The sequence below is a fragment of the Streptomyces avidinii genome (genome assembly GCF_045161815.1).
Classification (GTDB): Bacteria; Actinomycetota; Actinomycetes; order Streptomycetales; family Streptomycetaceae; genus Streptomyces; species Streptomyces avidinii.
This window is the reverse complement of sequence record NZ_CP108863.1, coordinates 2814900-2838611: the sequence shown is the minus strand read 5'-3', so window position 1 is coordinate 2838611 and position 23712 is coordinate 2814900. Positions and strand designations below refer to the sequence as shown.

At 73.8% G+C, this 23712-nt stretch carries 18 protein-coding genes and 1 pseudogene; 12 read left to right on the top strand and 7 right to left on the bottom strand.

Annotated elements, in window-relative coordinates; translation table 11 throughout:
• Positions 1–60 precede the first annotated feature (60 nt).
• The 3 genes from OG373_RS12155 (at position 61) to OG373_RS12145 (ending at position 3293) form a co-directional block, all read left to right on the top strand.
• A complete protein-coding gene (locus OG373_RS12155) occupies positions 61–903 on the top strand; it encodes a GNAT family N-acetyltransferase (protein ID WP_405438104.1) in 843 nt (280 codons plus the stop codon).
• An 87-nt stretch (positions 904–990) separates the two neighbouring features.
• Positions 991–1545 (top strand): GNAT family N-acetyltransferase, encoded by a 555-nt coding sequence (locus OG373_RS12150; protein WP_405438102.1) that lies wholly within the window; start codon positions 991–993, stop codon positions 1543–1545.
• Between the two features lie 53 nt (positions 1546–1598).
• On the top strand, positions 1599–3293 hold the full coding sequence (locus OG373_RS12145; protein WP_405438099.1) for a proline--tRNA ligase: 1695 nt from the start codon (positions 1599–1601) through the stop codon (positions 3291–3293).
• 86 nt (positions 3294–3379) lie between these two features.
• On the opposite strand, the gene OG373_RS12140 is transcribed toward OG373_RS12145, so the two are convergent.
• Genes OG373_RS12140 through OG373_RS12125 form a run of 4 tightly spaced genes read right to left on the bottom strand, consistent with a single transcriptional unit; the run spans position 3380 to position 6301 of the window.
• Positions 3380–4342, bottom strand: a complete 963-nt coding sequence (locus tag OG373_RS12140) for a slipin family protein (protein ID WP_405438097.1) — start codon at positions 4340–4342, stop codon at positions 3380–3382.
• A 42-nt stretch (positions 4343–4384) separates the two neighbouring features.
• Complete coding sequence (locus OG373_RS12135; RefSeq protein ID WP_405438096.1) at positions 4385–5287, bottom strand: aminoglycoside phosphotransferase family protein; 903 nt, start codon at positions 5285–5287, stop codon at positions 4385–4387.
• A 16-nt stretch (positions 5288–5303) separates the two neighbouring features.
• The gene (locus tag OG373_RS12130; RefSeq protein WP_405438094.1) at positions 5304–5771 is read right to left on the bottom strand and encodes a ferritin-like domain-containing protein; all 468 of its coding nucleotides are present in this window, start codon (positions 5769–5771) and stop codon (positions 5304–5306) included.
• Complete coding sequence (locus OG373_RS12125; protein WP_397737079.1) at positions 5768–6301, bottom strand: hypothetical protein; 534 nt, start codon at positions 6299–6301, stop codon at positions 5768–5770. The genes OG373_RS12130 and OG373_RS12125 overlap by 4 nt, the downstream gene beginning before the upstream one ends.
• A 166-nt stretch (positions 6302–6467) precedes the next feature.
• Here OG373_RS12125 and rimP point away from each other — a divergent pair, with 166 nt between their 5' ends.
• The 9 genes from rimP (at position 6468) to OG373_RS12080 (ending at position 19015) form a co-directional block, all read left to right on the top strand.
• On the top strand, positions 6468–6965 hold the full coding sequence (gene rimP / locus OG373_RS12120) for a ribosome maturation factor RimP (protein WP_030386337.1): 498 nt from the start codon (positions 6468–6470) through the stop codon (positions 6963–6965).
• A gap of 2 nt (positions 6966–6967) precedes the next feature.
• Positions 6968–7984, top strand: coding sequence for a transcription termination factor NusA (gene nusA, locus OG373_RS12115; protein ID WP_405438091.1), 1017 nt, complete (start codon positions 6968–6970; stop codon positions 7982–7984).
• Between the two features lie 145 nt (positions 7985–8129).
• Entirely contained in the window at positions 8130–8423 is a 294-nt protein-coding gene (locus tag OG373_RS12110; protein WP_405438089.1) for a YlxR family protein, read from the top strand.
• Between the two features lie 141 nt (positions 8424–8564).
• Positions 8565–11690, top strand: a complete 3126-nt coding sequence (gene infB / locus OG373_RS12105) for a translation initiation factor IF-2 (RefSeq protein ID WP_405438088.1) — start codon at positions 8565–8567, stop codon at positions 11688–11690.
• 184 nt (positions 11691–11874) lie between these two features.
• The gene (locus tag OG373_RS12100) at positions 11875–12168 is read left to right on the top strand and encodes a DUF503 domain-containing protein (RefSeq protein WP_030651158.1); all 294 of its coding nucleotides are present in this window, start codon (positions 11875–11877) and stop codon (positions 12166–12168) included.
• Between the two features lie 28 nt (positions 12169–12196).
• Positions 12197–12655 carry a 30S ribosome-binding factor RbfA gene (gene rbfA, locus OG373_RS12095; RefSeq protein WP_397737073.1) on the top strand — a complete coding sequence of 153 codons (459 nt, stop codon included), beginning with the start codon at positions 12197–12199 and terminating at the stop codon, positions 12653–12655.
• Positions 12652–13560 carry a tRNA pseudouridine(55) synthase TruB gene (gene truB, locus OG373_RS12090; protein WP_405438086.1) on the top strand — a complete coding sequence of 303 codons (909 nt, stop codon included), beginning with the start codon at positions 12652–12654 and terminating at the stop codon, positions 13558–13560. Before rbfA ends, truB begins: the two co-directional genes overlap by 4 nt.
• A gap of 295 nt (positions 13561–13855) precedes the next feature.
• Complete coding sequence (locus OG373_RS12085) at positions 13856–17932, top strand: hypothetical protein (RefSeq protein ID WP_405438085.1); 4077 nt, start codon at positions 13856–13858, stop codon at positions 17930–17932.
• 126 nt (positions 17933–18058) lie between these two features.
• Positions 18059–19015, top strand: coding sequence for a bifunctional riboflavin kinase/FAD synthetase (locus OG373_RS12080; protein ID WP_405438083.1), 957 nt, complete (start codon positions 18059–18061; stop codon positions 19013–19015).
• Between the two features lie 83 nt (positions 19016–19098).
• On the opposite strand, the pseudogene OG373_RS12075 reads toward OG373_RS12080, so the two are convergent.
• The 3 genes and pseudogenes from OG373_RS12075 to eccE all read right to left on the bottom strand — a co-directional run.
• A pseudogene (locus OG373_RS12075) lies at positions 19099–21405 on the bottom strand (SCO5717 family growth-regulating ATPase); the annotation flags it as partial.
• A gap of 109 nt (positions 21406–21514) precedes the next feature.
• The gene (locus OG373_RS12070) at positions 21515–22213 is read right to left on the bottom strand and encodes a hypothetical protein (protein ID WP_189973227.1); all 699 of its coding nucleotides are present in this window, start codon (positions 22211–22213) and stop codon (positions 21515–21517) included.
• Positions 22210–23484: a type VII secretion protein EccE gene (gene eccE, locus OG373_RS12065; RefSeq protein WP_405438081.1), complete on the bottom strand. Its 1275-nt coding sequence runs from the start codon at positions 23482–23484 to the stop codon at positions 22210–22212. Before eccE ends, OG373_RS12070 begins: the two co-directional genes overlap by 4 nt.
• Positions 23485–23712 lie beyond the last annotated feature (228 nt).

Below are 23712 nucleotides of genomic sequence, written 5' to 3'. Positions count from 1 at the left end.
CCCCGGGCGCCGCCGGGTACAGTTCGGAGATCAGCAGACTTGCATGGTGAGGCCCCAGTGTTGACGCAGACCACCACCCGGGTCCTCGAGCCCAGTGATCTCGACGCCGCGATGGAAATCCTCGGACGCGAGCCGGTCGAGAACGCCTTCGTCACTTCCCGGGTCCAGGTCGCCGGACTCGACCCCTGGCGCCTGGGCGGCGAGATGTGGGGCTGGTACGCCGACGGCGAGCTCCGCTCGCTCTGCTACGCGGGCGCCAACCTGGTCCCCGTCTGCGCCGCACCCGACGCCGTACGCGCCTTCGCCGACCGGGCCCGCCGCACCGGCCGCCGCTGCTCCTCCATCGTCGGCCCCGCCCAGGCCACCCGGCTGCTGTGGCAGCTCCTGGAACCGAGCTGGGGCCCCGCCCGCGAAGTCCGCTCCCACCAGCCGCTCATGGTCATCGAGCGCCCGTCCACCACGGTCGAGGCCGACCCGCAGGTCCGCCGGATCCGCAAGGACGAGATGGAGCTGATCATGCCCGCCTGCGTGGCCATGTTCACCGAGGAGGTCGGCATCTCGCCGATGGCCGGTGACGGCGGGCTGCTCTACCAGGCCCGCGTCGCCGAACTCGTCGCCGGTGGCCGCTCCTTCGCCCGCGTCGACGACGGCAAGGTCGTATTCAAGGCCGAGATCGGCGCCGCCACCGCCCGCGCCTGCCAGATCCAGGGCGTGTGGGTGGACCCCGAATTCCGCGGCCTCGGGCACTCGGAGACCGGGATGGCCGCCGTCGTCGCATACGCGCTGCGGGACGTGGCGCCCGTGGTCAGCCTCTACGTGAACGACTTCAACGCCGCCGCGCGGGCGGCCTACCGGCGCGTCGGCTTCCGCGAGGTCGGCGCCTTCATGAGCGTGCTGTTCTGAACCCGGCCGCGACCTGATCCGAAAGGCGGGCCACCGACCTCGGCAGTGGCATTCCGGCGCCCCGGTACCGCCGAGTAAGGTCGCCGCATGCTGCCTTCCGGAGTCCGAATCGGTCCCCTCGACCTCGCCGCCCGCGTGGACGAGGCCCTCCGCGTGCAGGCCGTCGCCTTCGGCCTCAGCGAGGAGGAGGTCGGCATCCGGCGCTACATCGTCCAGCGCCACATGACCTGCCGCGGAGCCCGCGCCCTCGGGGCCTTCGCCGAGGACGGGGCGCTCACCGGATTCGTGTACGGGATGCCGAACGACCGTACGCACTGGTGGTCCACGATCGTCGAGCCCTATCTGCGGGCCGGCGGGCACGAGGACTGGCTCGACGACTCCTTCGTGATCACCGAGCTCCACGTGCACCCCGGATTCCAGGGCAACGGCATCGGCCGCGCGCTGATCACCGACATCACCGACGCCGCCGACGAGCCCCGCTCGATCCTCTCCGCCATCGACACCGAGAGCCCCGCCCGCGGCCTCTACCGGGCCCTCGGCTACACCGACCTCGCCCGCCAGGTCCACTTCCCGAGCGCGAGCCTCCCGTACGCCGTCATGGGTGCCACCCTGCCACTGACCAGGCGCTGCCCCACGCGCTGACCGGCCACCGAAACGAGTACCGCGGGCGACGGCGCCCCCGGTAACCTCCCGGCATGTCTACGCAACACGTGCAGCGCATGTCCCGTCTGATGGCCAAGACCCTCCGCGAGGACCCGGCCGACGCCGAAACCCTCAGCCACCGGCTGCTGGTCCGCGCCGGCTACGTCCGGCGCAGCTCCGCCGGGGTGTGGACGTGGCTGCCGCTCGGCAAGCGGGTCCTGGACAACGTCTCGCGCATCGTCCGCGAGGAGATGGACGCGATCGGGGCCCAGGAGGTGCTGCTCCCGGCCCTGCTGCCGAAGGAGCCGTACGAGGTCAGCGGGCGCTGGTCGGAGTACGGGGACCTGCTGTTCCGGCTCAAGGACCGCAAGGGCGCGGACTACCTGCTCGGGCCGACCCACGAGGAGATCTTCACCCTCGTGGTGAAGGACCAGTGCACCTCGTACAAGGACCTGCCGGTCATGCTGTACCAGATCCAGACCAAGTACCGCGACGAGGCGCGGCCCCGGTCCGGGGTGCTGCGCGGGCGCGAGTTCCAGATGAAGGACTCGTACTCCTTCGACGTGTCCGACGAGGGGCTGGCGGAGTCCTACCGGCTCCACCGCGAGGCGTACGTCCGCATCTTCGAGCGGCTCGGCCTGGACCACCGCATCGTGTCGGCGGTCTCGGGAGCGATGGGCGGCTCGGCGTCGGAGGAGTTCCTGGCCCCGGCCGGAGCGGGCGAGGACACCTTCGTGGACTGCCCCTCCTGTGCCTACGCGGCGAACACGGAGGCCGTGACCTTCGCCCTCGCTCCCGTGTCGGCCGAACACCCGGCGCTGGAGCTGGTGGACACCCCGGACACCCCGACGATCGAGACCCTGGCCGCGCACCTGGGCGTACCGGCCTCCGCGACGCTGAAGAACCTCCTGGTCAAGGTCGACGGCGAGATCGTGGCCGTCGGTGTGCCGGGGGACCGGGAGGTGGACCTCGGCAAGCTGGGCGAGCACCTGGCCCCGGCGGTGGTGGAGTTGGTGACGGCCGAGGACTTCGGGGGCCGCCCGGACCTGGTACGCGGATACGTGGGCCCGCAGGGACTGGAGAAGGTCCGCTACCTGGCCGACCCCCGTGTCGCGCCCGGCACTTCCTGGGTGACGGGGGCCAACCGGGCGGACACGCACGCCCGGAACGTGGTCTGCGGGCGGGACTTCGAGGTGGACCAGTACGTGGACGTGGTCGTCGTGGAGCCGGGCGACCCCTGCCCGTCCTGCGGGGCGGGGCTGCGGCTGGACCGGGCGATCGAGATCGGGCACATCTTCCAGCTGGGCCGCAAGTACGCGGACGCCTTCGGGCTGGACGTCCTCGGCCGCGAGGGCAAGCCGGTCCGGGTGACGATGGGCTCGTACGGCATCGGCGTCTCCCGCGCGGTGGCGGCGCTGGCCGAGCAGACGGCCGACGAGCGCGGCCTGTGCTGGCCCGCGGCGGTGGCTCCGGCCGACGTCCACGTGGTGGCGGCGGGCAAGGCGGTGCCGCTCGCCCTGGCGGAGGAGGCGGCGACGGCGCTGGCCGCGTCGGGGCTGCGGGTCCTGCTGGACGACCGGCCCGGCCTGTCGCCCGGCGTGAAGCTGACGGACGCGGAACTGATCGGCGTGCCGTGGATCCTGGTGGCGGGCCGCCGCTCCGCCGACGCGGTGGTCGAACTCCAGAACCGCGCGACCGGCGCCCGCGAGGAACTCCCCCTGGCCGAGGCCCTCGCCCGCCTGACGTAACCGGGGCAGAGCCCGGCCGGGGGCCCCCGGACGGAGTCCGGGGGGATGGAGAAAGGGCGGGGCGGGGAGAAGGCCCCGCGCAGCGGCTAATCGCGCAGCCCGTCCCGTTCCTGCTCCGGCGCGGGCGCGTCCAGCATCAGGCCGTCCGCCGGGCTGTCGAGCGCGTCCGGAGCCGGGGCTGCGTCGACCGCGTCCGGAGCCGGGGCTGCGTCGACCTCGGCCGGCCCGGGGCCTTCGGAAGCCGGGCCGGCCGGGGCCGGTTCCTTCCGCGCAGGAGCCGCCGCAGGGGGTGGCGCCGAGCGCTCGAGGAAGCGCAACAGCTCCACCGGGAACGGCAGTACCAGCGTGGAGTTCTTCTCGGCGGCGACCGCCACGATCGTGTGCAGCAGACGCAACTGGAGCGCCGCCGGCTGCTCCGACATGACCTCCGCCGCCTCCGCGAGCTTGTGCGAGGCCTGCAGCTCCGCGTCCGCGTTGATCACCCGGGCCCGGCGCTCCCGGTCCGCCTCCGCCTGCCGGGCCATCGACCGCTTCATGGTCTCCGGCAGGGACACGTCCTTGATCTCGACCCGGTCGATCTGCACGCCCCAGCCCACCGCCGGGCTGTCGATCATGAGCTCCAGGCCCTGGTTGAGCATCTCCCGGTTGGACAGCAGATCGTCGAGGTCGGACTTTCCGATGATCGACCTCAGCGAGGTCTGCGCCATCTGCGAGACGGCGAAGCGGTAGTCCTCCACCGCCACGATCGCGCTCGCCGGGTCGACGACCTTGAAGTACACGACCGCGTCCACCCGCACCGTGACGTTGTCCCGGGTGATGCCCTCCTGGGCGGGCACCGGCAGCGTCACGATCTGCATGTTGACCTTGCGGAGCCGTTCCACGAACGGAACGATCGTCGTGAAACCGGGCCCGCGGATCTCCTGGCGCAGCCTGCCGAAGCGGAAGACCAGGCCCCGCTCGTACTGCTTCACCACCCGGGCCGCGGCGCTCACGTAGACCACGGCGCCCACACCCGTGGCGATAGCCGCTGTCAGCAGTTCTTCGACCATGACGGCCCCCTGCCGGACATACCTTCCTACCTACGGTATGCCCTACAGCCAGGCCGCGAACTCCAGGAGCAGCTCCGCGTCCCGGCGCCGCCCCGCGGCCAGCGCGCGGTTGCCGGACTCCACCGCCCGGAACAGCGTCCAGCCCCGCAGCCGCTCCCGGTCCACGTCCAGCGCGTCGGCCAGCTTGTTCACCCGGCGCCGGGCCCCGGCAGCCCCCGCCGAGGACGCCACCTGGTCCTCCAGCCGGTCGCGGACCAGCCGTGCCAGGTCGTACGCCCGCTCGCCGACCAGCGGATCGGGACCCACCGTCAGCCACGGCGCCCGCTCACCCGCCAGCACCTTGCCCTGCCGGAAGTTCCCGTGCAGCAGCAGCTCCTCCGGCGGAGCCGCCACCAGCTCCGCCCGCATCGCCAGCGCCGTGTCGGCCAGGGCCCGGACCTCCGCCGGGGCCGCCCGCACGGCCGTCGCCTGCTGCTCGGTGCGATCCGCGACCGTCTCCCACCCGTGCCCGGCCGGCGGCGCCACCCACAGCCTGCGCAGTGTGCCGCTCGCCTCCAGCAGGGCCTTGGCATCCGGCAGCGAGCGCAGCGACACCTCCGGGTGCAGCCGCTCCAGCAGCAGCGCCCCGTCGTCCTCGTGGTGCCGCGTGTCGAGGACCCGTACGGCCCCGAAGCCGGCCCAGTGGGCCAGCGCGGCCAGCTCCCGGTCGGGCCGGGCGTGCGGGGGCGCCAGCTTCAGCGCCGCCGGAGTCCCGTCGGCGTACGTGACGAGGACCACCAGGCTGCTGCGGCCGCCCGGGGCCTGCACCCGCAGGGCCTCCACCCCGCGCCGGGACAGCGCCGCCTCGGTGAGTCGGGGCAACTGCCCCAGCCAGTCCGCGTCCTGCGCCGTCTCCGGCATCTCGCCGAGCGCCCGTACGAGACGCTGCGGCGGTTCGAAAGCCATGCGTGCGTGGTCCCTTTCAGCTGTGCTGGGCCCGTTGCGCCTCGTCAGCGCGTTCCGCGAGCCCAGGGAAGGCTACGCCGACACCGCGCCAGCGTGCCGCGCGCACTGCCGCCGCGCTCAGCGCGTCGGCCGCCTCGCGGCGCAGCGGACCCTCCGCCGCACGCACCAGATCGGAGTACGCGCCGGCCACCCGGTCCTCGATCTCGGCGGCCAGCCGCTCGGCGTCCGCCGGGGTGCGCACCTCGAACGGCAGGGCGTACGCGGCCTCGGCGGGCCGGGGCGCGCCGCCCAGCTGGCGTACGGTCCGGGCGAGCGCGTCCCGGCGCGCGAGGTGGCCGCCGTACGACTCCCGGGCCTGCGTCGCGCGGGCGCCGGTGGACCGGGCGCCGATCACCCCGTATCCGTACGCCGCCGCGTGCTCGGCGGCGAGCGCGGCCTGGGCGGCCTCCAGGGACCCGCCGGCGGGGGAGGGTTCGGGCTTCACGAGGTCGCTCCGGGGTTCGAGGTCAGCAGGTACGCGTGTACGGCGCCGCAGGCGGCCACCGAGGCCAGCAGCCGGGCCAGCTCCGCGGGAGCCCCGGCCAGGTCGATCGTCCGGGACTCGGACAGGCTCCGCTCGGCGTCCGCGAGGGCGGTCAGGGCCTCCTCGGGCTTCGGCGGCGCGGGCTCACCGCTCGCCGCGGGCGCGGCCGCCCCCGTACCGCCGGACCGGGACGGGGCGGGCGAGGGGCGGTCCGAAGGGGTCGGGGACAGGGCCGCGGCGTGCGCGGCGACGGCGGCGCGCAGCGGAGCGAGGCGGGCGGCCAGGGCCGGATGCGCGGCCGCGGTGGCGTCGTAACGTTCCAGCAATCGCGTACTGTCACGGACGGCCGTCTCACGCATCCGCCGTTCGAGTGGAATCGTGAGGGCCGCGTCGGCCGCACGGTCGACGGAGCACCCGGTCAGCAACGCGGCGCCGGCCGCTCCGGCGAGCAGGCTCCTGCGCGAGGGTCTCGAAGGCAGAGTCCAGGGCACGGCGACGTCCTCCGGGTGATGACGGGGCGATGGCGGGGCAGGGTGTGATCACGGTACCCGGGGCCCTGTCCACAGGGAGGACGGCAACACCCTCCGACACCGGATACCCTTTGACCTGACACACGACGGAAATCACAACAGCACACGCGGCCGAGGAGTCACCCGGATGAGCACCACCCAGAGCGACAGGCTGCGCGGACTGCTGGAGCCGCTCGTCGCCGCCAAGGGCCTGGACCTCGAAGAGATCGAGATGTCCCGGGCGGGCAAGCGCCGGATGCTGCGGATCATCGTGGACTCCGACGAGGGCGTGGAGCTGGACGCGTGTGCGGAGCTGAGTCGCGAGGTCTCCGACAAGCTCGACGAAACCGATGTGATGGGTGAGGACGAGTACGTCCTCGAAGTGAGCTCGCCGGGCGCCGACCGCCCGCTGACCGAGCACCGTCACTACGTACGGGCGATCGGCCGTCTCGTGAAGTTCCAGCTCGCCGAGGGCGGGGAACTGATCGCCCGCATTCTCGAAGTCGACGACGAGGGCCTGGACCTCGAAGTCCCGGGTGTGAAGGGCCGCAAGGCGACCGCCCGGCGTATCGCATTCACCGACATCGCCAAGGCGCGTGTCGAGATCGAGTTCAACCGCAAGGACAAGAAGGAAGAGGAGGCGTAGCCGTGGACATCGACATGAGTGCCCTGCGGGGTCTGGTCCGGGAGAAGGAGATCTCCTTCGACCTGCTCGTCGAGGCGATCGAGTCGGCCCTCCTCATCGCGTACCACCGGACCGAGGGGAGCTTCCGCCGCGCTCGCGTCGTGCTGGACCGCACCAACGGTCACGTGGTCGTGTGGGCGACGGAAGACCCGAGGGATCTCGAAGAGGGCCAGGAGCCCAAGGAGTTCGACGACACGCCGTCGGACTTCGGCCGGATCGCCGCGACGACCGCCAAGCAGGTGATCCTGCAGCGTCTGCGCGACGCCGAGGACGACCTGACCTTCGGCGAGTTCGCCGGCCGTGAGGGCGACGTCATCACCGGCGTCGTGCAGCAGGGCAAGGACCCGAAGAACGTCCTCGTCGACATCGGCAAGCTGGAGGCCATCCTGCCGGTGCAGGAGCAGGTCCCCGGTGAGGAGTACACGCACGGTCTGCGCCTGAAGGCGTACGTCGTGCGCGTGGCGAAGGGTGTCCGCGGTCCGTCCGTGACCCTTTCGCGCACCCACCCCAACCTCGTGAAGAAGCTCTTCTCGCTGGAGGTCCCGGAGATCGCCGACGGCAGCGTCGAGATCTCGGCGATCGCCCGTGAGGCCGGTCACCGCACCAAGATCGCCGTTCGGTCCACCCGTTCGGGTCTCAACCCGAAGGGCGCCTGCATCGGCCCGATGGGCAGCCGTGTGCGCAACGTCATGGCCGAGCTGCACGGCGAGAAGATCGACATCGTCGACTGGTCGGACGACCCGGCCGAGATGGTCGCGAACGCGCTGTCACCCGCCCGGGTGAGCAAGGTCGAGGTCGTCGACTGGGACTCCCGGTCCGCCCGGGTGACCGTGCCGGACTACCAGCTGTCGCTGGCCATCGGCAAGGAGGGCCAGAACGCCCGCCTCGCCGCCCGGCTCACCGGCTGGCGCATCGACATCCGCCCGGACACCGAGACGGCGCCCGACGCCGACCGGGACCGGGACCGGGACGGGGAATAAACCGGTACCGTCCGGGCTTGCCCGGACGGTAGACAGGGTGCACGACCGCTGCTCCGGCAGCGGATACAAGACAACACGACAGCCGTTCGATCTTTCCCCCGCCACTTGTCGGGAGAGAGGTCGGTGCGGGGAGGTAGACTTAGGCGTGTCTGGCCGGACGCAAGCCCGCGCATGCCCCGAACGAACCTGTGTGGGGTGTCGGGAGCGAGCGGCCAAGAACGATCTGCTGCGCGTCGTGGCGGATGGGGACGCTTGCGTCCCCGATCCACGCGGTACGCGGCCGGGACGGGGTGCCTACGTGCACCCTGCCGTGGTCTGCCTCGACCAGGCGATCCGGCGACGTGCGTTCCCCCGGGCCCTTCGGTCCGCCGGAACGCTCGACACGGAGAACCTGCGCAATGCCGTGGCCGCTGAGGCCGGGCACACCGTAATGAAGTAGTACGGCACGGATACCCCGTGCGGTCAGGTACCTCGCGAGTTGGAAGTAGGTCGAGATTGCGATGAGCACTCGATGAGTACGCGATGAGTACGCCCATGAAGTAGCGACGGTCCGGCGTAACCCGGACCTAAAAGGAGCGAAGTGGCTAAGGTCCGGGTATACGAACTCGCCAAGGAGTTCGGGGTGGAGAGCAAGGTCGTCATGGCCAAGCTCCAAGAACTCGGTGAATTCGTCCGTTCGGCGTCCTCGACGATCGAGGCGCCGGTTGTACGCAAGTTGACTGACGCACTGCAGGGGCCCGGCGGCAACGCCGGCAAGTCCGCTGCAAAGCCCGGCGCGCCCCGCAAGGCCGCGCCCGCCAAGCCCGCAGCGCCCTCCCCGGCCGCTGCGGCACGTCCCGCTGCCCCGAAGCCCGGAGCGCCGGCCCCCAAGCCGGCCGCCGCCGAGGTTCCGGCCGCAGCCCCCGTGACGCCGGCCGCCTCCGGCCCGCGTCCCGGCCCGAAGGCTCCGGCCGCCCCGAAGCCCGCTCCGGCGGCGCCCGTGGTGACCGAGTTCTCCGCGCCTCCGGCGGCTCCGGCCGCCCCGGCGCGCACCGAGCGTCCCGCCGCTGCCGCTCCCGGCCCCCGTCCGGCGCAGCAGCGTCCGGCCCAGGGCCAGGGTGGCCAGGCCGGCGCCCGTCCCGGCGCCCCGCGTCCGGCCGGCGCCACTCCCGGTGCCCAGGGGCAGCGCCCCGCCGGTGCACCCGGCTCGGCCCCGCGCCCCCAGGGTGCTCGTCCGGCGGGTCCCCGTCCGGGCAACAACCCCTTCACCTCCGGCGGCTCCACCGGCATGGCGCGCCCCCAGGCGCCCCGTCCGGCCGGCGCGCCCCGTCCCGGTGCCCCCGGCGCCGGTGGCGGCCAGGGTGCTCCCCGCCCGCAGGGTGGTCCCGGCGGCGCTCCGCGTCCGCAGGGTGCCGGTGCAGGTCGTCCGACCCCGGGCGGCATGCCGCGTCCGCAGGGCGGCGCCCCGCGTCCCGGTGGTGCTCCCGGTGGTAACCGTCCCAACCCGGGCATGATGCCGCAGCGTCCCGCTGCCGGTGGTCCCGGTCCCCGTCCCGGTGGCGGCCCCGGTGGCCGTGGTCCCGGTGCGGGCGGTGCCCGTCCCGGTGGCGGCGCCGGTCGTCCCGCGGGCGGCGGCTTCGCCGGTCGTCCGGCCGGTCCGGGCTCGCGTCCCGGCGGCGGTGGCGGCTTCGGTGGCCCGCGTCCCGGTGGCGGCGGCTTCGGCGGCGGTCCGGCCGGTGCCGGTGGCGGCGGTCGTCCCGGCTTCGGTGGTCGTCCCGGTGGTCCCGGTGCCCGTGGTGGCACGCAGGGCGCCTTCGGTCGTCCCGGTGGTCCGGCCCGTCGTGGTCGCAAGTCCAAGCGCCAGAGGCGCCAGGAGTACGAGGCCATGCAGGCCCCGTCCGTCGGCGGCGTGATGCTGCCGCGCGGTGGCGGCGAGACCGTGCGCCTGTCGCGCGGTGCCTCCCTCACCGACTTCGCGGAGAAGATCAACGCCAACCCGGCGTCGCTCGTCGCCGTGATGATGAACCTCGGCGAGATGGTCACTGCCACGCAGTCCGTCTCCGACGAGACGCTCGAAATGCTGGCCGGCGAGATGAACTACGTCGTCCAGATCGTCAGCCCGGAGGAAGAGGACCGCGAGCTCCTCGAGGGCTTCGACATCGAGTTCGGCGAGGACGAGGGCGGCGAGGAATACCTCATGCCGCGTCCGCCGGTCGTGACCGTCATGGGTCACGTCGACCACGGTAAGACCCGACTGCTCGACGCCATCCGCAAGACGAACGTCGTTGCGGGCGAGGCCGGCGGCATCACGCAGCACATCGGTGCGTACCAGGTCTCCACCGAGGTGAACGACGAAGAGCGTCGCATCACCTTCATCGACACCCCGGGTCACGAGGCGTTCACCGCCATGCGTGCCCGTGGTGCGAAGTCGACCGACATCGCGATCCTCGTGGTCGCGGCCAACGACGGCGTCATGCCGCAGACGATCGAGGCGCTCAACCACGCCAAGGCCGCCGGCGTCCCGATCGTCGTCGCGGTCAACAAGATCGACGTCGAGGGTGCCGACCCGGTCAAGGTGCGCGGTCAGCTCACCGAGTTCGGTCTGGTCGCCGAGGAGTACGGCGGCGACACGATGTTCGTCGACATCTCCGCCAAGCAGGGTCTGCACATCGACTCCCTGCTCGAGGCCGTCGTCCTCACCGCCGACGCCTCGCTCGACCTCCGCGCCAACCCGGAGCAGGACGCTCAGGGTATTGCGATCGAGTCCCACCTCGACCGCGGCCGCGGTGCCGTCGCCACCGTCCTCGTCCAGCGCGGTACCCTCCGCGTCGGCGACACGATGGTCGTGGGCGACGCCTACGGCCGAGTGCGCGCCATGCTCGACGACAAGGGCAACAACGTCGAGGAAGCGGGTCCGTCGACCCCCGTCCTGGTCCTGGGTCTCACCAACGTCCCCGGCGCCGGCGACAACTTCCTCGTCGTCGACGAGGACCGCACCGCCCGTCAGATCGCCGAGAAGCGTGCTGCGCGTGAGCGCAACGCCAACTTCGCCAAGCGCGTCCGCCGGGTGTCCCTGGAAGACCTCGACTCGGTCCTCAAGGCCGGTCTGGTCCAGGAACTCAACCTCATCATCAAGGGCGACGCGTCCGGTGCGGTCGAGGCTCTCGAGTCCTCGCTGCTCCAGCTCGACGTCGGTGAAGAGGTCGACATCCGCGTCCTGCACCGCGGTGTGGGTGCGGTCACCGAGTCCGACATCTCGCTGGCGATGGGCTCCGACGCCATCGTCATCGGTTACAACGTCCGTGCGGCCGGCCGTGCCGCGCAGATGGCGGACCGCGAGGGCGTCGACGTTCGCTACTACTCGGTGATCTACCAGGCCATCGAGGAGATCGAGGCGGCCCTGAAGGGTCTCCTCAAGCCGGAGTACGAAGAGGTCGAGCTCGGTACGGCGGAGGTCCGCGAGATCTTCCGCTCGTCCAAGCTGGGCAACATCGCCGGTGTCCTCATCCGGTCCGGCGAGGTCAAGCGCAACACCAAGGCGCGGCTCCTGCGCGACGGCAAGGTCGTCGCCGAGAACCTCACCATCTCCGGTCTGCGCCGCTTCAAGGACGACGTCACCGAGATCCGCGAAGGCTTCGAGGGTGGTATCAACCTCGGTTCCTTCAACGACATCAAGATCGACGACGTCATCGCGACGTACGAGATGCGCGAGAAGCCCCGCGCGTAAGCGCGAGGCACATCGCACGTGTCGTAGCTCGTAACACCGGGGCCGGTCGGCGGAATATCCGTCGATCGGCCCCGGCCGTTGCGTGTACGGTTCTGGTGACCCGGCCGCGCGAGCGCCGGGTGATCCTTCCGGGCGACGGCCCGGCAGGCCACCGAACCCGCACCGGCGGGATATCCGGAACTGCATGTACGTGGGGACTCTGTCCTTCGACCTGCTCCTCGGCGACGTCCACTCGCTGAAGGAGAAACGCTCTGTCGTCCGGCCCATCGTCGCCGAGCTCCAACGGAAGTTCTCGGTGAGCGCGGCCGAAGTGGGTGACCAGGACCTCCACCGCAGGGCCCGTATAGGGGTCGCGCTGGTGAGTGGGGACGCGGGGTTCCTCTCGGACGTACTGGACCGCTGCGAGCGGCTGGTCGCGGCGCGTCCGGAAGTGGAGCTGCTGTCCGTACGACGGCGCCTCCACGGTGATGAAGACTGATAGCAAGACATAAGAAGGAGACGGACCAGTGGCCGACAATGCGCGGGCGAAGAAGCTGGCGGACCTCATCCGGGAGGTGGTGGCGGAGAAGCTGCAGCGCGGTGTCAAGGACCCCCGCCTCGGTACGCACGTGACCATCACGGACACCAGGGTCACCGGCGACCTGCGGGAGGCCACGGTCTTCTACACGGTCTACGGCGACGACGAGGACCGCGCCAGCGCGGCAGCGGGCCTGGAGAGCGCCAAGGGCGTGCTGCGCTCCGCGGTCGGCCGGGCGGCGGGCACCAAGTTCACGCCCACCCTGACCTTCGTCGCGGACGCCCTCCCGGAGAACGCCAAGACCATCGAGGACCTCCTCGAGAAGGCACGCACCTCCGACGCCCAGGTGCGCGAGGTCTCCTCCGGCGCCCAGTACGCCGGCGAGGCCGACCCGTACAAGAAGCCGGGCGAGGACGACGACTCCGACGAGGACGCAGCCGCGGAATGAGCACCGACGCAGGAAAGACGCCGGACGGCCTTGTCATCGTCGACAAGCCGTCCGGCTTCACTTCGCACGACGTGGTCGCCAAGATGCGCGGGATCGCCAGGACCCGCCGCGTCGGCCACGCCGGCACGCTCGACCCGATGGCGACGGGCGTGCTGGTCCTGGGCGTCGAGAAGGCCACCAAGCTCCTCGGCCACCTCGCGCTCACGGAGAAGGAGTACCTCGGCACGATCCGCCTGGGCCAGAACACCCTGACGGACGACGCCGAGGGCGAGATCACCTCCTCCACGGACGCCGCCGGGGTCACCCGGGAGGCCGTGGACGAGGGCATCGCCAAGCTGTCCGGCGAGATCATGCAGGTCCCGTCCAAGGTCAGCGCCATCAAGATCAAGGGCGTGCGTTCCTACAAGCGCGCCCGCGACGGCGAGGACTTCGAGATCCCGGCCCGGCCGGTGACCATCTCGTCGTTCCAGGTGTACGACATGCGCGAGGCCGAGGCCGCGGACGGCACGAAGGTCGTCGACCTCGTCGTCTCCGTCGTCTGCTCCAGCGGTACGTACATCCGCGCCCTCGCCCGGGACCTGGGCGCCGACCTCGGAGTCGGCGGACACCTGACCGCGCTGCGGCGCACGCGGGTGGGCCCGTACAAGCTCGACAGGGCGCGCACCCTGGACCAGCTCCAGGAGGAGCTGACCGTCATGCCCATCGGCGAGGCGGCCGCCGCGGCCTTCCCGCGCTGGGACCTGGACGCCCGGCGGGCCTCGCTGCTCGCCAACGGCGTGCGGATCGACATGCCGGAGGAGTACGAGGCCGGTCGCACGGTCGCGGTCTTCGGGCCGCAGGGGCAGCTGCTCGGGCTCGTCGAGAACAAGAACGGAAAGGCGAAGTCCCTCGCGGTCTTCGCCTGATCCGGGTCCTCCGCCGATCCCGGCGGTCGACCGATCCGGATCGTGCGCCCGGTCACCGGGTGTTGACGTGGAGCGGTGAGCGCACAGGTCCTGCTGCTCACCGCTCCACGACCCCCCTCGGGTAGGTCTCTATCCACCCGGACCCCTGTATTCACCCGTCCGAGCAGGCGCTCGGAGTGAATGGAGGGAGCGTAAGGGGGCGCTTTCGCCTCGCGTGCTGTTCGTGCTGATCTTCACCTGCCTACCGTCGGAGCACGGGGCGTTGCGGGGGAGCAGTGCGGGGAGTGGTGCGGCCATGGCGGAGCTCGTCAAAATCTGCGATCCCGGCGGGCGGGCGCGCGGCAGCGGATTCGTCGCCGACGACCGCGGGACGGTGGTCACCAGTCACGAGGCCGTCGACGGCCTGACCCGGGTGGTGCTGCACGCGCCGGGACCCGCCGGGCGGACCTGGCTGGCCGAGGCGGCGGATGTGACCGTCCTGCCGGGGCTCGCGCTGGCGCTCGTACGGACCGACGGACTCGGGGTCCGGCCCCTGCCGGTGGCGCTGCGCGAGGTGATCGATCCCGGGACGTACGTACGGCTGCCCGCGCGGGGATGGCGGCAGGCGCGGGTGCTGGGGGGCGCACAGGCCACGTACCCGGCGGCGGCGCGGACCCACGCGGTGCCCGAGGGCGTGGCCGTGGAACTGGCGATCGGTACGGACGGCCGGGACGCGCTGCGGCTCGGCGGGGAGGCCTGCGGGGGCCCGGTCCTCGACGCCGGGACCGGAGCGGTGCTCGCGGTACTGGGCACCGCTCTGCGGGCGGAGCACCGCTCAGGGGGCTTCGCGGTGGCGTTGCGGGCGGCGGCCGGAGCCGACCCGGACGGCCCGCTGGCCGCCCTCCTGGAGCGCAACGCCGCGACCGTGCCCGGCCACGGCGCCGACCTGAACCTCGCCGGGGCGCTGGAGCTGACCGCGACCACCCTCGGCGCCTGCCTCCGCCCGGACGGCCCGGAGCCCGTCGAACGCCCGGCCGTGGCCGCCGAACTCGCCGCGTTCACCTCCGGGGACCACCCGGTCCTCGGCCTCGTCGGGGACCCGGGCACGGGCCGCACCACGGAACTGGCCGCCCTGGCTGTCCGCCGGGCCCACGGGGCCCGCCCCGCCCCGACCCTGTGGCTGCGCGGGGCGGACCTGCGCGCCGGGGACACCTCCCTGGCCGACGCCGCGACCCGGGCCCTGACGACGGCGGCCCGAATCGTCTCCACCGCCGGCGAGCCGGTGGCTCCCGCCGCGGGCAGCGGGATTCCGGGGCCGGTCCCGCAGACCGAGGAGCACGCGGCGGGGGCCACCCGTCCGGTGCCGGTGGCGTGCACCGACGACCCCGCGGCGGACGCAGGGCCCCCGACCGCGCACCGGCTGCCCGCCCCGGACCGTGACAGCCCCCGCGAGGAGCCCACCGCCCGGGCCACCGCCACTGCCCCGGTCCCGGGCCCGGCCCCGGCCCCGGGCACTGGCCGGGCGACGGGCACCAGCACCGGTTTCGGCCCGGCCACGGTCCCCGGCACCGGCCCGGTCCCGGCCACGGGCTCCGGCCCGGGTACCGGTCCGACCACCGGCACGGAGCGGGGCACCGTCCCGGCCATGGGCACTGGCGCAGCCCCGGCGAAGGGCGCCGGTACCGGCTCGGGCAGCGGCCCGGCCACAGGCACGGGCACGGGCTCGGGCGTCGACCGGGCGACGGGCGCCGACCCGGCGACGGGACCTGGCCCCGGCACCGTCACCGGCACGGCCCCGGGCGCGGCCCCGGGCACCGGCACGGCCGTGGGCACCGGCGCGGCTCTGGGCGCGGCCCCGGGCGCGGGCGCCGGCCCGGTGACGGGCACTGGCCCGGCAACGGGAACCGGCTCCGGCGCGGGCGCTGGCTGCGGCGCTGACCTGGGCAGCGGCCCGGGGGCGGGTACCGGCAGTGGCCCGCGTACCGCCGCCGGGTCGGGCAGCGGCGCCGCGGCCGGCGGCATTGCCGAGCAGGTTGCGCGGCTGGCCGGTGGGGCCGGGCGGGGGCTGCTCGTCGTGCTCGACGCCCCCGAGGAGATGCCACCGGAACTCGCCCACCGGCTCGGCCCCTGGACCGCCGCCACCGCCGAGTGGCTGCGCGGCACCGGGGCCCGGCTGGTCGTCGCCGCCCGGCCCGAGTACTGGGAACGGGCCGGCACCCTCTACCCGCCCGACGCACTGCACACCCCGGCCCGCCCCGCCCGGCGGATGCCGCCCGCCCTCCCGCTCGCGGACCTGACGCCCGCCGAGGCCGAGACCGCCCGGGACCGCCTCGGCATCCCCGCCGACGCCGTCCGGGAGGCCGACGCCCGGCATCCGCTCACCCTGCACCTGCTCGCCGGGATCCGCGCCGCCGAGGTCACCGCCGGCCGCCCCGGCCGCGACGAGGTCTTCGCCGCACACCTGGACCTGCTGTGCCTGCGCGCCGCCGTCCGCATCGCCGCCGCCTGCGCCGACGCCGGGGGCGCCCGGGTGCACGGCCCAGGAGTCCGCCGGCTCGCGGCGCGCGTCGCCGGCCGGGTGCACGAGGCCGCGCGGCGCGCCCTCGGGCCCGGGCAGGGGCAGCTGGACCGGGCCGCCTTCGAGGAACTCTTCCCGTGGCGCACCGGATGGGCCTCCGCCGTGCTCACCGAGGGCCTGCTGGTGCCCGCCGGGCCCGGCTACCGCTTCGCCCACGAGGAGCTGTCCGACTGGATCCAGGCCGGCCACCTCGACGTCCCCACCGCCCTCGGCCTCCTCGTCCACGGCCCCGCCGTCCCCGGCCTGCCCGTGCCCCGGCACCGGATCGGGCCCGTCCTGGAAGCCCTGCGCCGGCTCGCCCCCGACCCGTTGCGCAGGGAGCTCGCCGCTCTGGTCGACCGCCTCAACCGCTTCGCCGAGGAACCCGCGCGAGCCACCCCCGATCGCGCCTGGTGGGCCGCCCGGCTGCTGCGCGAGACTCTGCTCCGGGCCCCCGACGCCCGCCCGCACCTCCCCGTCCTGCACGCCCTCGCCGAGCACGTGGCCCGCGCCGGCCCGGGGGAGTTCGGCGGCTGGTTCTGGAACCGGCTGCGGCTGCCCGAGCCCGACCGCCTCGACCTGCTGCGCCGTCTGCTGCCCGCCGACCCCGCCGAGGCGGTCCCCGGCGACCGCTACCTCGACGCCGCGGCCCGCCGCCTCGCCCGGGACCCGCAGCGCGCACAGCCGCTGCTCTGCGCCTGGTTCGCCGACGGCCGCAGGCTGCGCGGCCGCCCCGGGGCCACCGTCGCCACCGCCGCCCAGGCCCTGCTGCACACCCACCGCGGCCTCGCCGTGGACGACCTCACCGAGGCGCTCGTCACCGCCGCGCACCCCCGCGCCGACGAGCTGCTGGCCGTACTCGCCGAGGAGGAGCCCTCCGCCCTGTGCCGGGCGGTCGACCGCTGGGCGCACGACGAACGCCCCGACCGCCGGGTCGCGGCCGCCGCCTACGGGCAGGCCACCGCCCCGCACGTCCGTACCCCCGCCGACCGCGAGCTGCTGCGCCACGCCGCCCAGGCCCTGCTCGCCCGCCCCGCCGACGCCACCCTGCACGGCAGCGCCCTCGCCGTCCTGCTGCGCGATCCGCAGGTGCGCGGCCGCTACCTGCCCGACGCCCTCGCCTGCTTCCGCTATCCCGAGCTCGGCTCCCGGCTGCCCGCGGCGGCGCTGGTCGCGGCCCTGCCCGTCCTGCCCGATCCGGACGAGGTGTTCGCCGCCCTGCGGGCCCGCGCCGACGGGGAGGTGGTGCGCGCCCTGGCCGCGCTGACCACGCCGGGGCTGGCCCGGCGCGCGGGTGACCTCGTACGGGAGCACCTCGCGCGGAGTCCCGGGGACGCGCCGCACGCCGCCTTCTTCGTCGACCGGCGGCTCGACCAGGGGCCGGCCGCCGCCTCGGTGGTGCGGCCCCTGGTCCTGGACCTGCTCCTCGGGGCCCCGGCGGTGGTGCGCGCCGAGCTGGCCGTCGTCCTGGCCGCGCCGGGCGCGGAGGCCTCGCACCCGCTGCGCGGGGAGCTGGCCGACACCCTGCTGCGCGAGGAGGCAGATCCGCAGGTGCTCGACGTGTTCCTCGGGGCCGTCGCGGCCGGGGTCTCCGGGCGCCCGGAGGACCGTACGCGGGAGCTGCTGCGGCGCACCGGACGGCAACTGCTGCGGGTCCCGGGCGGGCCGGCGGTCTTCGAGCGGCGGACGGTCGAGCTGGCCCGGGCCGCACCGGCCTTCGGGGCGCTGGTGGCCCGCTGGCTGGCGACGGCGGAGGCGGAGGCGGCGGCCCTGCTGGGGCCGAGCGCCCGGCGGACGGTGGAGACCCTCAGCAGGGCGGCCGCCGATGTGACGTGACGACAGACACGGTGGCCGATCCAGTCAGATGCCGATGCGGGGCACCGGCCAAGGGCATGGCAGTCTTAGACCTGCAATCGGCAATCAGTTCAAGGACCAACCGGGTTCGGGCGAGGAGCGGTCACAGTGCAGCGCTGGCGTGGCTTGGAGGACATCCCCCAGGACTGGGGACGCAGCGTCGTCACCATCGGCTCCTACGACGGCGTGCACCGGGGACATCAGCTGATCATCGGACGGGCGGTGGCCACCGCGCGTGAGCTCGGCGTGCCGTCCGTGGTGGTCACCTTCGACCCGCACCCGAGCGAGGTGGTGCGCCCCGGCAGCCACCCGCCGATCCTGGCCCCGTACGACCGGCGTGCCGAGCTGATGGCCGGGCTCGGCGTGGACGCGCTGCTGATCCTGCCGTTCACGGCGGAGTTCTCCCAGCTCTCCCCGGCCGACTTCATCGTGAAGGTCCTCGTCGACAAGCTGCACGCGCGGGCCGTCATCGAGGGCCCGAACTTCCGCTTCGGCCACCGGGCCGCCGGGAACGTCGACTTCCTGCGCGAGCTGGGCTCCACCTACGACTACGAGGTCGACGTCGTCGACCTGGTCGAGCGGGGCGAGGTGGGCGGCGGGGTGCCGTTCTCCTCGACGCTGGCGCGCAGGCTCGTCGCCGAGGGCGACATGGACGGCGCGGCCGAGATCCTGGGGCGTCCGCACCGGGTCGAGGGCGTGGTGGTGCGCGGTGCGCAGCGCGGGCGGGAACTCGGCTACCCGACGGCCAACGTGGAGACCCGGCCGCACACCGCGATCCCGGCGGACGGGGTGTACGCGGGCTGGCTGACGGCGGACGGCGAGCGGATGCCCGCGGCGATCTCGGTGGGGACGAACGTGCAGTTCGACGCCACCGAGCGGACCGTGGAGGCGTACGCGATCGACCGCGTGGGCCTCGACCTGTACGGGATGCACGTGGCCGTCGACTTCCTCGCGTACGTGCGGGGGATGGCGAAGTTCGAGTCGCTGGACGGGCTGCTGGAAGCGATCGCGGACGATGTGAAGCGTGCGCGGGTGCTGACGGACGCGTACGACGCCAAGCGCTGACGAACGACGCGGAAGGGCCCGTACCACCTTCGGGGTGGTACGGGCCCTTTCTGCTGCTGCCGGTCGCCGGTCGCCGGCCGTCGTCAGCCGAGGCGCGGGTCCCGCGGGGGCTGCTGGGGGTGCGGAGGCTGCTGCTGCGGGGCCGGGGGCTGCTGCCACGGCTGGCCGGGCTGCGGGTACGGCTGCCCGTAGGGCTGCGGCGGCTGCTGGTAAGGGGGTTGTCCCTGCGGCTGTCCCTGGGGCTGGCCGTACGGCTGCGGCTGCTGGGGGTGCTGAGGCTGCTGAGGGGGCTGCGGATACGCCTGCTGCGGAGCCTGGGGCTGCTGCGGAACGCCCCAGTGCCCCTGCGGGGCCTGCTGCTGCGCCCGCAGGAAGTCCTCGGCCACCAGCGCGGAGAGATTGAAGTACGCCTCGCGCGTCTTGGGCCGCATCATGTCGAGATCGACCTCGGCGCCCGCCGCGAGGTGTTCGTCGAAGGGCACCACGACCACTCCGCGGCAGCGGGTCTCGAAGTGCTGCACGATGTCCTCGATCTTGATCATCTTGCTGGTCTCGCGGACCCCGGAGATGACCGTGAGGGAACGTGAGACGAGGTCGGCGTACCCGTGCGCGGAGAGCCAGTCGAGAGTGGTGCTGGCGCTGCTGGCACCGTCCACCGACGGGGTCGAGATGATGATCAGCTGATCGGCCAGATCCAGGACGCCGCGCATGGCGGAGTAGAGGAGGCCGGTGCCCGAGTCGGTGAGGATGATCGGGTACTGGCGGCCCAGCGTCTCTATGACGCGGCGGTAGTCCTCGTCATTGAAGGTCGTGGAGACGGCAGGGTCCACGTCATTGGCGATGATCTCCAGACCGGAGGGCGCCTGCGAGGTGAACCGGCGGATGTCCATGTACGAGTGCAGATACGGGATCGCCTGCACCAGGTCCCGGATCGTGGCACCGGTCTCGCGGCGGACGCGGCGGCCGAGGGTACCGGCGTCGGGGTTCGCGTCGATGGCCAGGATCTTGTCCTGGCGCTCGGTGGCCAGAGTGGCACCGAGGGCGGTGGTGGTCGTGGTCTTGCCGACGCCGCCCTTGAGGCTGATGACGGCGATGCGGTAGCAGGACATGACCGGGGTGCGGATCAGCTCCAGCTTGCGCTGGCGTTCCGCTTCGGCCGCCTTGCCGCCGAAGCGGAACCGGCCGCCGGCGCCGTTGTTGTTGTTCTTCGGCTTCTGCTTGTTGCGCAGCAGGCGGTCGGAGGACAGCTCGACGGCGGCGGTGTAGCCGAGGGGCGCCCCGCCGCCGGTCTGGCCGGCCGAGTAGCGCGGGTCGTGCGGCTGCGGCTGCGGCTGGTGCTGGTGCTGCGGAGGCTGCTGACCGGGCCCGGCGGACCACTGCCCGGCGGTGCGGGGGTCGTAGTGCTGCGGCTGGGGCGGCTGCGGCTGCTCGGGCTGCGGAGGTACGGGAGCCGGCGGCGCGAACGGGTACGCGTCGGGCGTCCCGAACGCGGGGGGCGGCGACGGCACTTCGCCGGCGGGTCCCCCGAACGGGGTCTCCGCGGCGGGCGCGGGCGGCGCGTCCATGGGGCTGACCGCGGCAGGCGCCGGAGCGGCCGACTGCCCGGCGGGCGGCGGTACGGGCGTTCCCTCGGCGGGAGTGTCCTGTGGTCCGGCCCAGGGCGCGGGCGGTGCCTCGGTCACCGGCGCCAGCGCCGGGTACGGCGTGACCCCGTCGACGGGGGGCAGCGCCGGGAAGGGCGTCGCGGGCGGGGCATCGACGGGTTCCGGAGCCGGAGCGATCTCCTCCACCGGGGCCGCGGGGACGGGTGCGGGCACCTCGTCGACCGGGACGGGGACTTCGAGCGCGGGCGGCGCATCCTCGACCGGAGCCGGAGCCGGAGCCGGAGGCGTCACCTCAGCCGGTGCAGGAACCGGCGTCGGGGCCGACGTCGCGTACGGCAGCTCCGGAGCCGGAGCCGGAGCCGGAGGCGTGAAGGGCAGGGCGGACTCCACCGGAGCCGGCGGTGCGATCGGGGCCGGGGCCGGGGCCGGGGCGGGCGTCGCGTACGGCAGTTCCGGTGCCGGGTACACGGGCGCCGCGTCGACCGGGGCCGCGGGAGCGGGCGGGAACGGGGCCGGCAGGCCCACGCCGTCGGACGGCGTCCGCGGTGCGGGCGGAGCGATGCGCATCGTCGAGGGCGATTCCGGCTCCGACGGGCGGTGGGGCTCGAAGCCGCTGCCCTCGGGGAGTCCCGGTACCTGCGCGGCCGGGGTCCCGCCCTGCATGTACCAGGCCGGCGGGGTGTAGTCGATGGTGAACTCGCCCGTGACTTCGGGCTCCGCGTCGGACTGATCGTCCGTCGGGACGTCCCACGTCCCGCCGCGGCTCTCGTTCCGATCGCCGTTCACTGGTCCTCCTGGTCTGTCGAACACTGGTCCGGCGCCCACCTCGCCGCGCCCGGACCCAGCCTAATCGCGCCCCGACATCGCTGTCCGCCCCCCTCAGGGGCCCGTCGGCTCAGTCGATGCGCCGGGCCCCGCCGAGCAGGCCCGTCTCCGCGTCCGTCCCCTGCGTCATCACGAACTGCCGGTCCCGCGGGGTGCACCACAGGGTCACCCCGTCGCCCAGCGTCGGCAGGGAATCCACCGCCTGCCGCGGGAGCCGCATCAGACGGCCGATCTGCTCCGCCTCGTCCGGGGACACCCGCTGCACGCCCACCAGGGACGACTGCTGCAACAGCCGCGGCGCCGTCGGGCTCAGGTACGGCAGCAGGGTCAGCACCGCCTGCCACGGTCCGGCCACCACCCGCCCGCGCGGCGGCCGCATCCCGCAGTCGCGGATCACCAGCACCGGGCTGCCCGCCGACGCGCCCTGCGGCGGTATCCGGCCCACCTCGTGCAGGGTCACGCACTGCTGTCCGCCGCCCGCCGCCTGGGCCAGCCCGGACCACACCTGACCGCGACCGGTCTCCACCGCCACGCGCGCACCCGTGGCCGCCGCGCGCAGCGCCAGTACCTGCGCCGTCCACAGCCCGCCGATCAGCGTCACCTCGTACGGCGTCGGCCGGTTGATGCCGAGCACCGCCGACCGGCCCTCGGCGTCCACGCCGATGACGACCCCGTCGTCCCCGACGGGCAGCGCCAGCAGGTCCAGGTCCGCGGCGGGCACCACGTGCCGCTCCCGACGCGGACCGACCAGCCCGAAACCGCCCCTCATCGAGCCCCTCCCAGCGGCAGCGAAGCCAGCAGCCCCGGCACCTGTTCACGGTCGAGCCGAACCAGCCCGGTCTTCACGCCGCGCGCTGTTCTCTCCAACTCCCGTCGCGCAGCGACGAGTTCCTCGTCGCTGCGTCCTGTCACCCGTACGTGTCCGGTCAGGGTGACGCCCTGTCGCTCCGCCGGGGCCATCGTCAGGCTGAAGTTCGTCGCCAGCGCGGGCAGCGAGGTCAGCAGCGCCACGAACTGCGGCAGCGCGGCCGAGCCGGCGCCGCCCAGCTGCGGCCAGCGGCCTATCCAGTACGTCGTGTGCCGCCGGTCGTCGCAGCGCCAGGTCCGCGAGGTCTCCTCGGTCCGCCGCCCGGTGCTGCTCGACCGCCCGGCCTGGGTGATCGCCATCGGGTTGGCGCACGAGGACGTGGCGAGCGCCGCCGTCAGCTCCTGCTCGGTCAGCACGGTGGCCGTGAACCCGGCTCCGGCCAGCCGGCTCGCCAACTGGTCCGCCGCGCGCACCAGGCAGCGCTGCGCCCCGGGCAGCCCGCCGCCGCGCGCGGTGACGGCCTCCGGGCACAGCTCCGGGTCGAGCTTGAGCGCGATCCACGTCAGGCGGACCGCCGGGGTGCCCGTCCGGGCCTGCAACGGCGCGTAGTTGCGCGTCGCCATCGACTGGGCGGGCAGGTGCGGGGCGGGCGCGGGCTGGGTGTGCTGCACGAGTTGTGCGGACTCCAGCCGGATGCCGTCCACTTCGAGGATGTCCCGTACGACGGCGAGCGGCAGCGGCCGCGCCGCCCGGTCGGGCCGCAGCGCCGTGGCGTCCGTGTCCACCTGGACGACCGCGGTCAGGAAGGTCCCGTCACCGATCATCCCGACAGGCCGTCGGTCCCGGTCGCTGAAGGTGAGGGTGCGCAGCGCCGGATCGGCCTCGACCAGCGGGGCGAGGCCCGGTTCGGTGCCCGCGGGCACGGTGAAGGCCGCGGCCCGGCGCCGGCGCGAACGCAGCGCGAGCGCGCCGCCGATCCATTCGGGCAGGGAGCGCTGGTGGCGGCGAACGACCGCGAGCACCACCAGGACGAGCGCCAGCACGCCGGTGGGGACCAGCAGCAGCGGTTCGACCACCCAGGCCACCAGCAGCGCCGCTGCCGCGACTTGAAGCAGTACGAGCTGTTGCAGTCGGAACGGACCGAAGCGGCCGGGGCTCGACTTCGGATGCGGCGTCACCCCGCCGCGCGCCGGTGCGGGCGCGCCGGTCTGCTGCTCCGTCGCGGTGGCCATCACTCGCGCACTTCCCCTTTCCGGGGCCGGACCCCATGAGTTCCGGCGCTGCGCGACGACTGCCGCACGCCCCCGGAATCTCCCCAATCCACCCCAACAAGCCCTGATTAACCCGGTGCGGAAGGGGCTGAGCGGCAGCCTCACCCTACCCGGCCCCTGCATACCGTCGGTCAAGAGGCATAGTAGGTGCCCGGTCGGACAATCGAGGCCCGGGGACCGTACTCACCG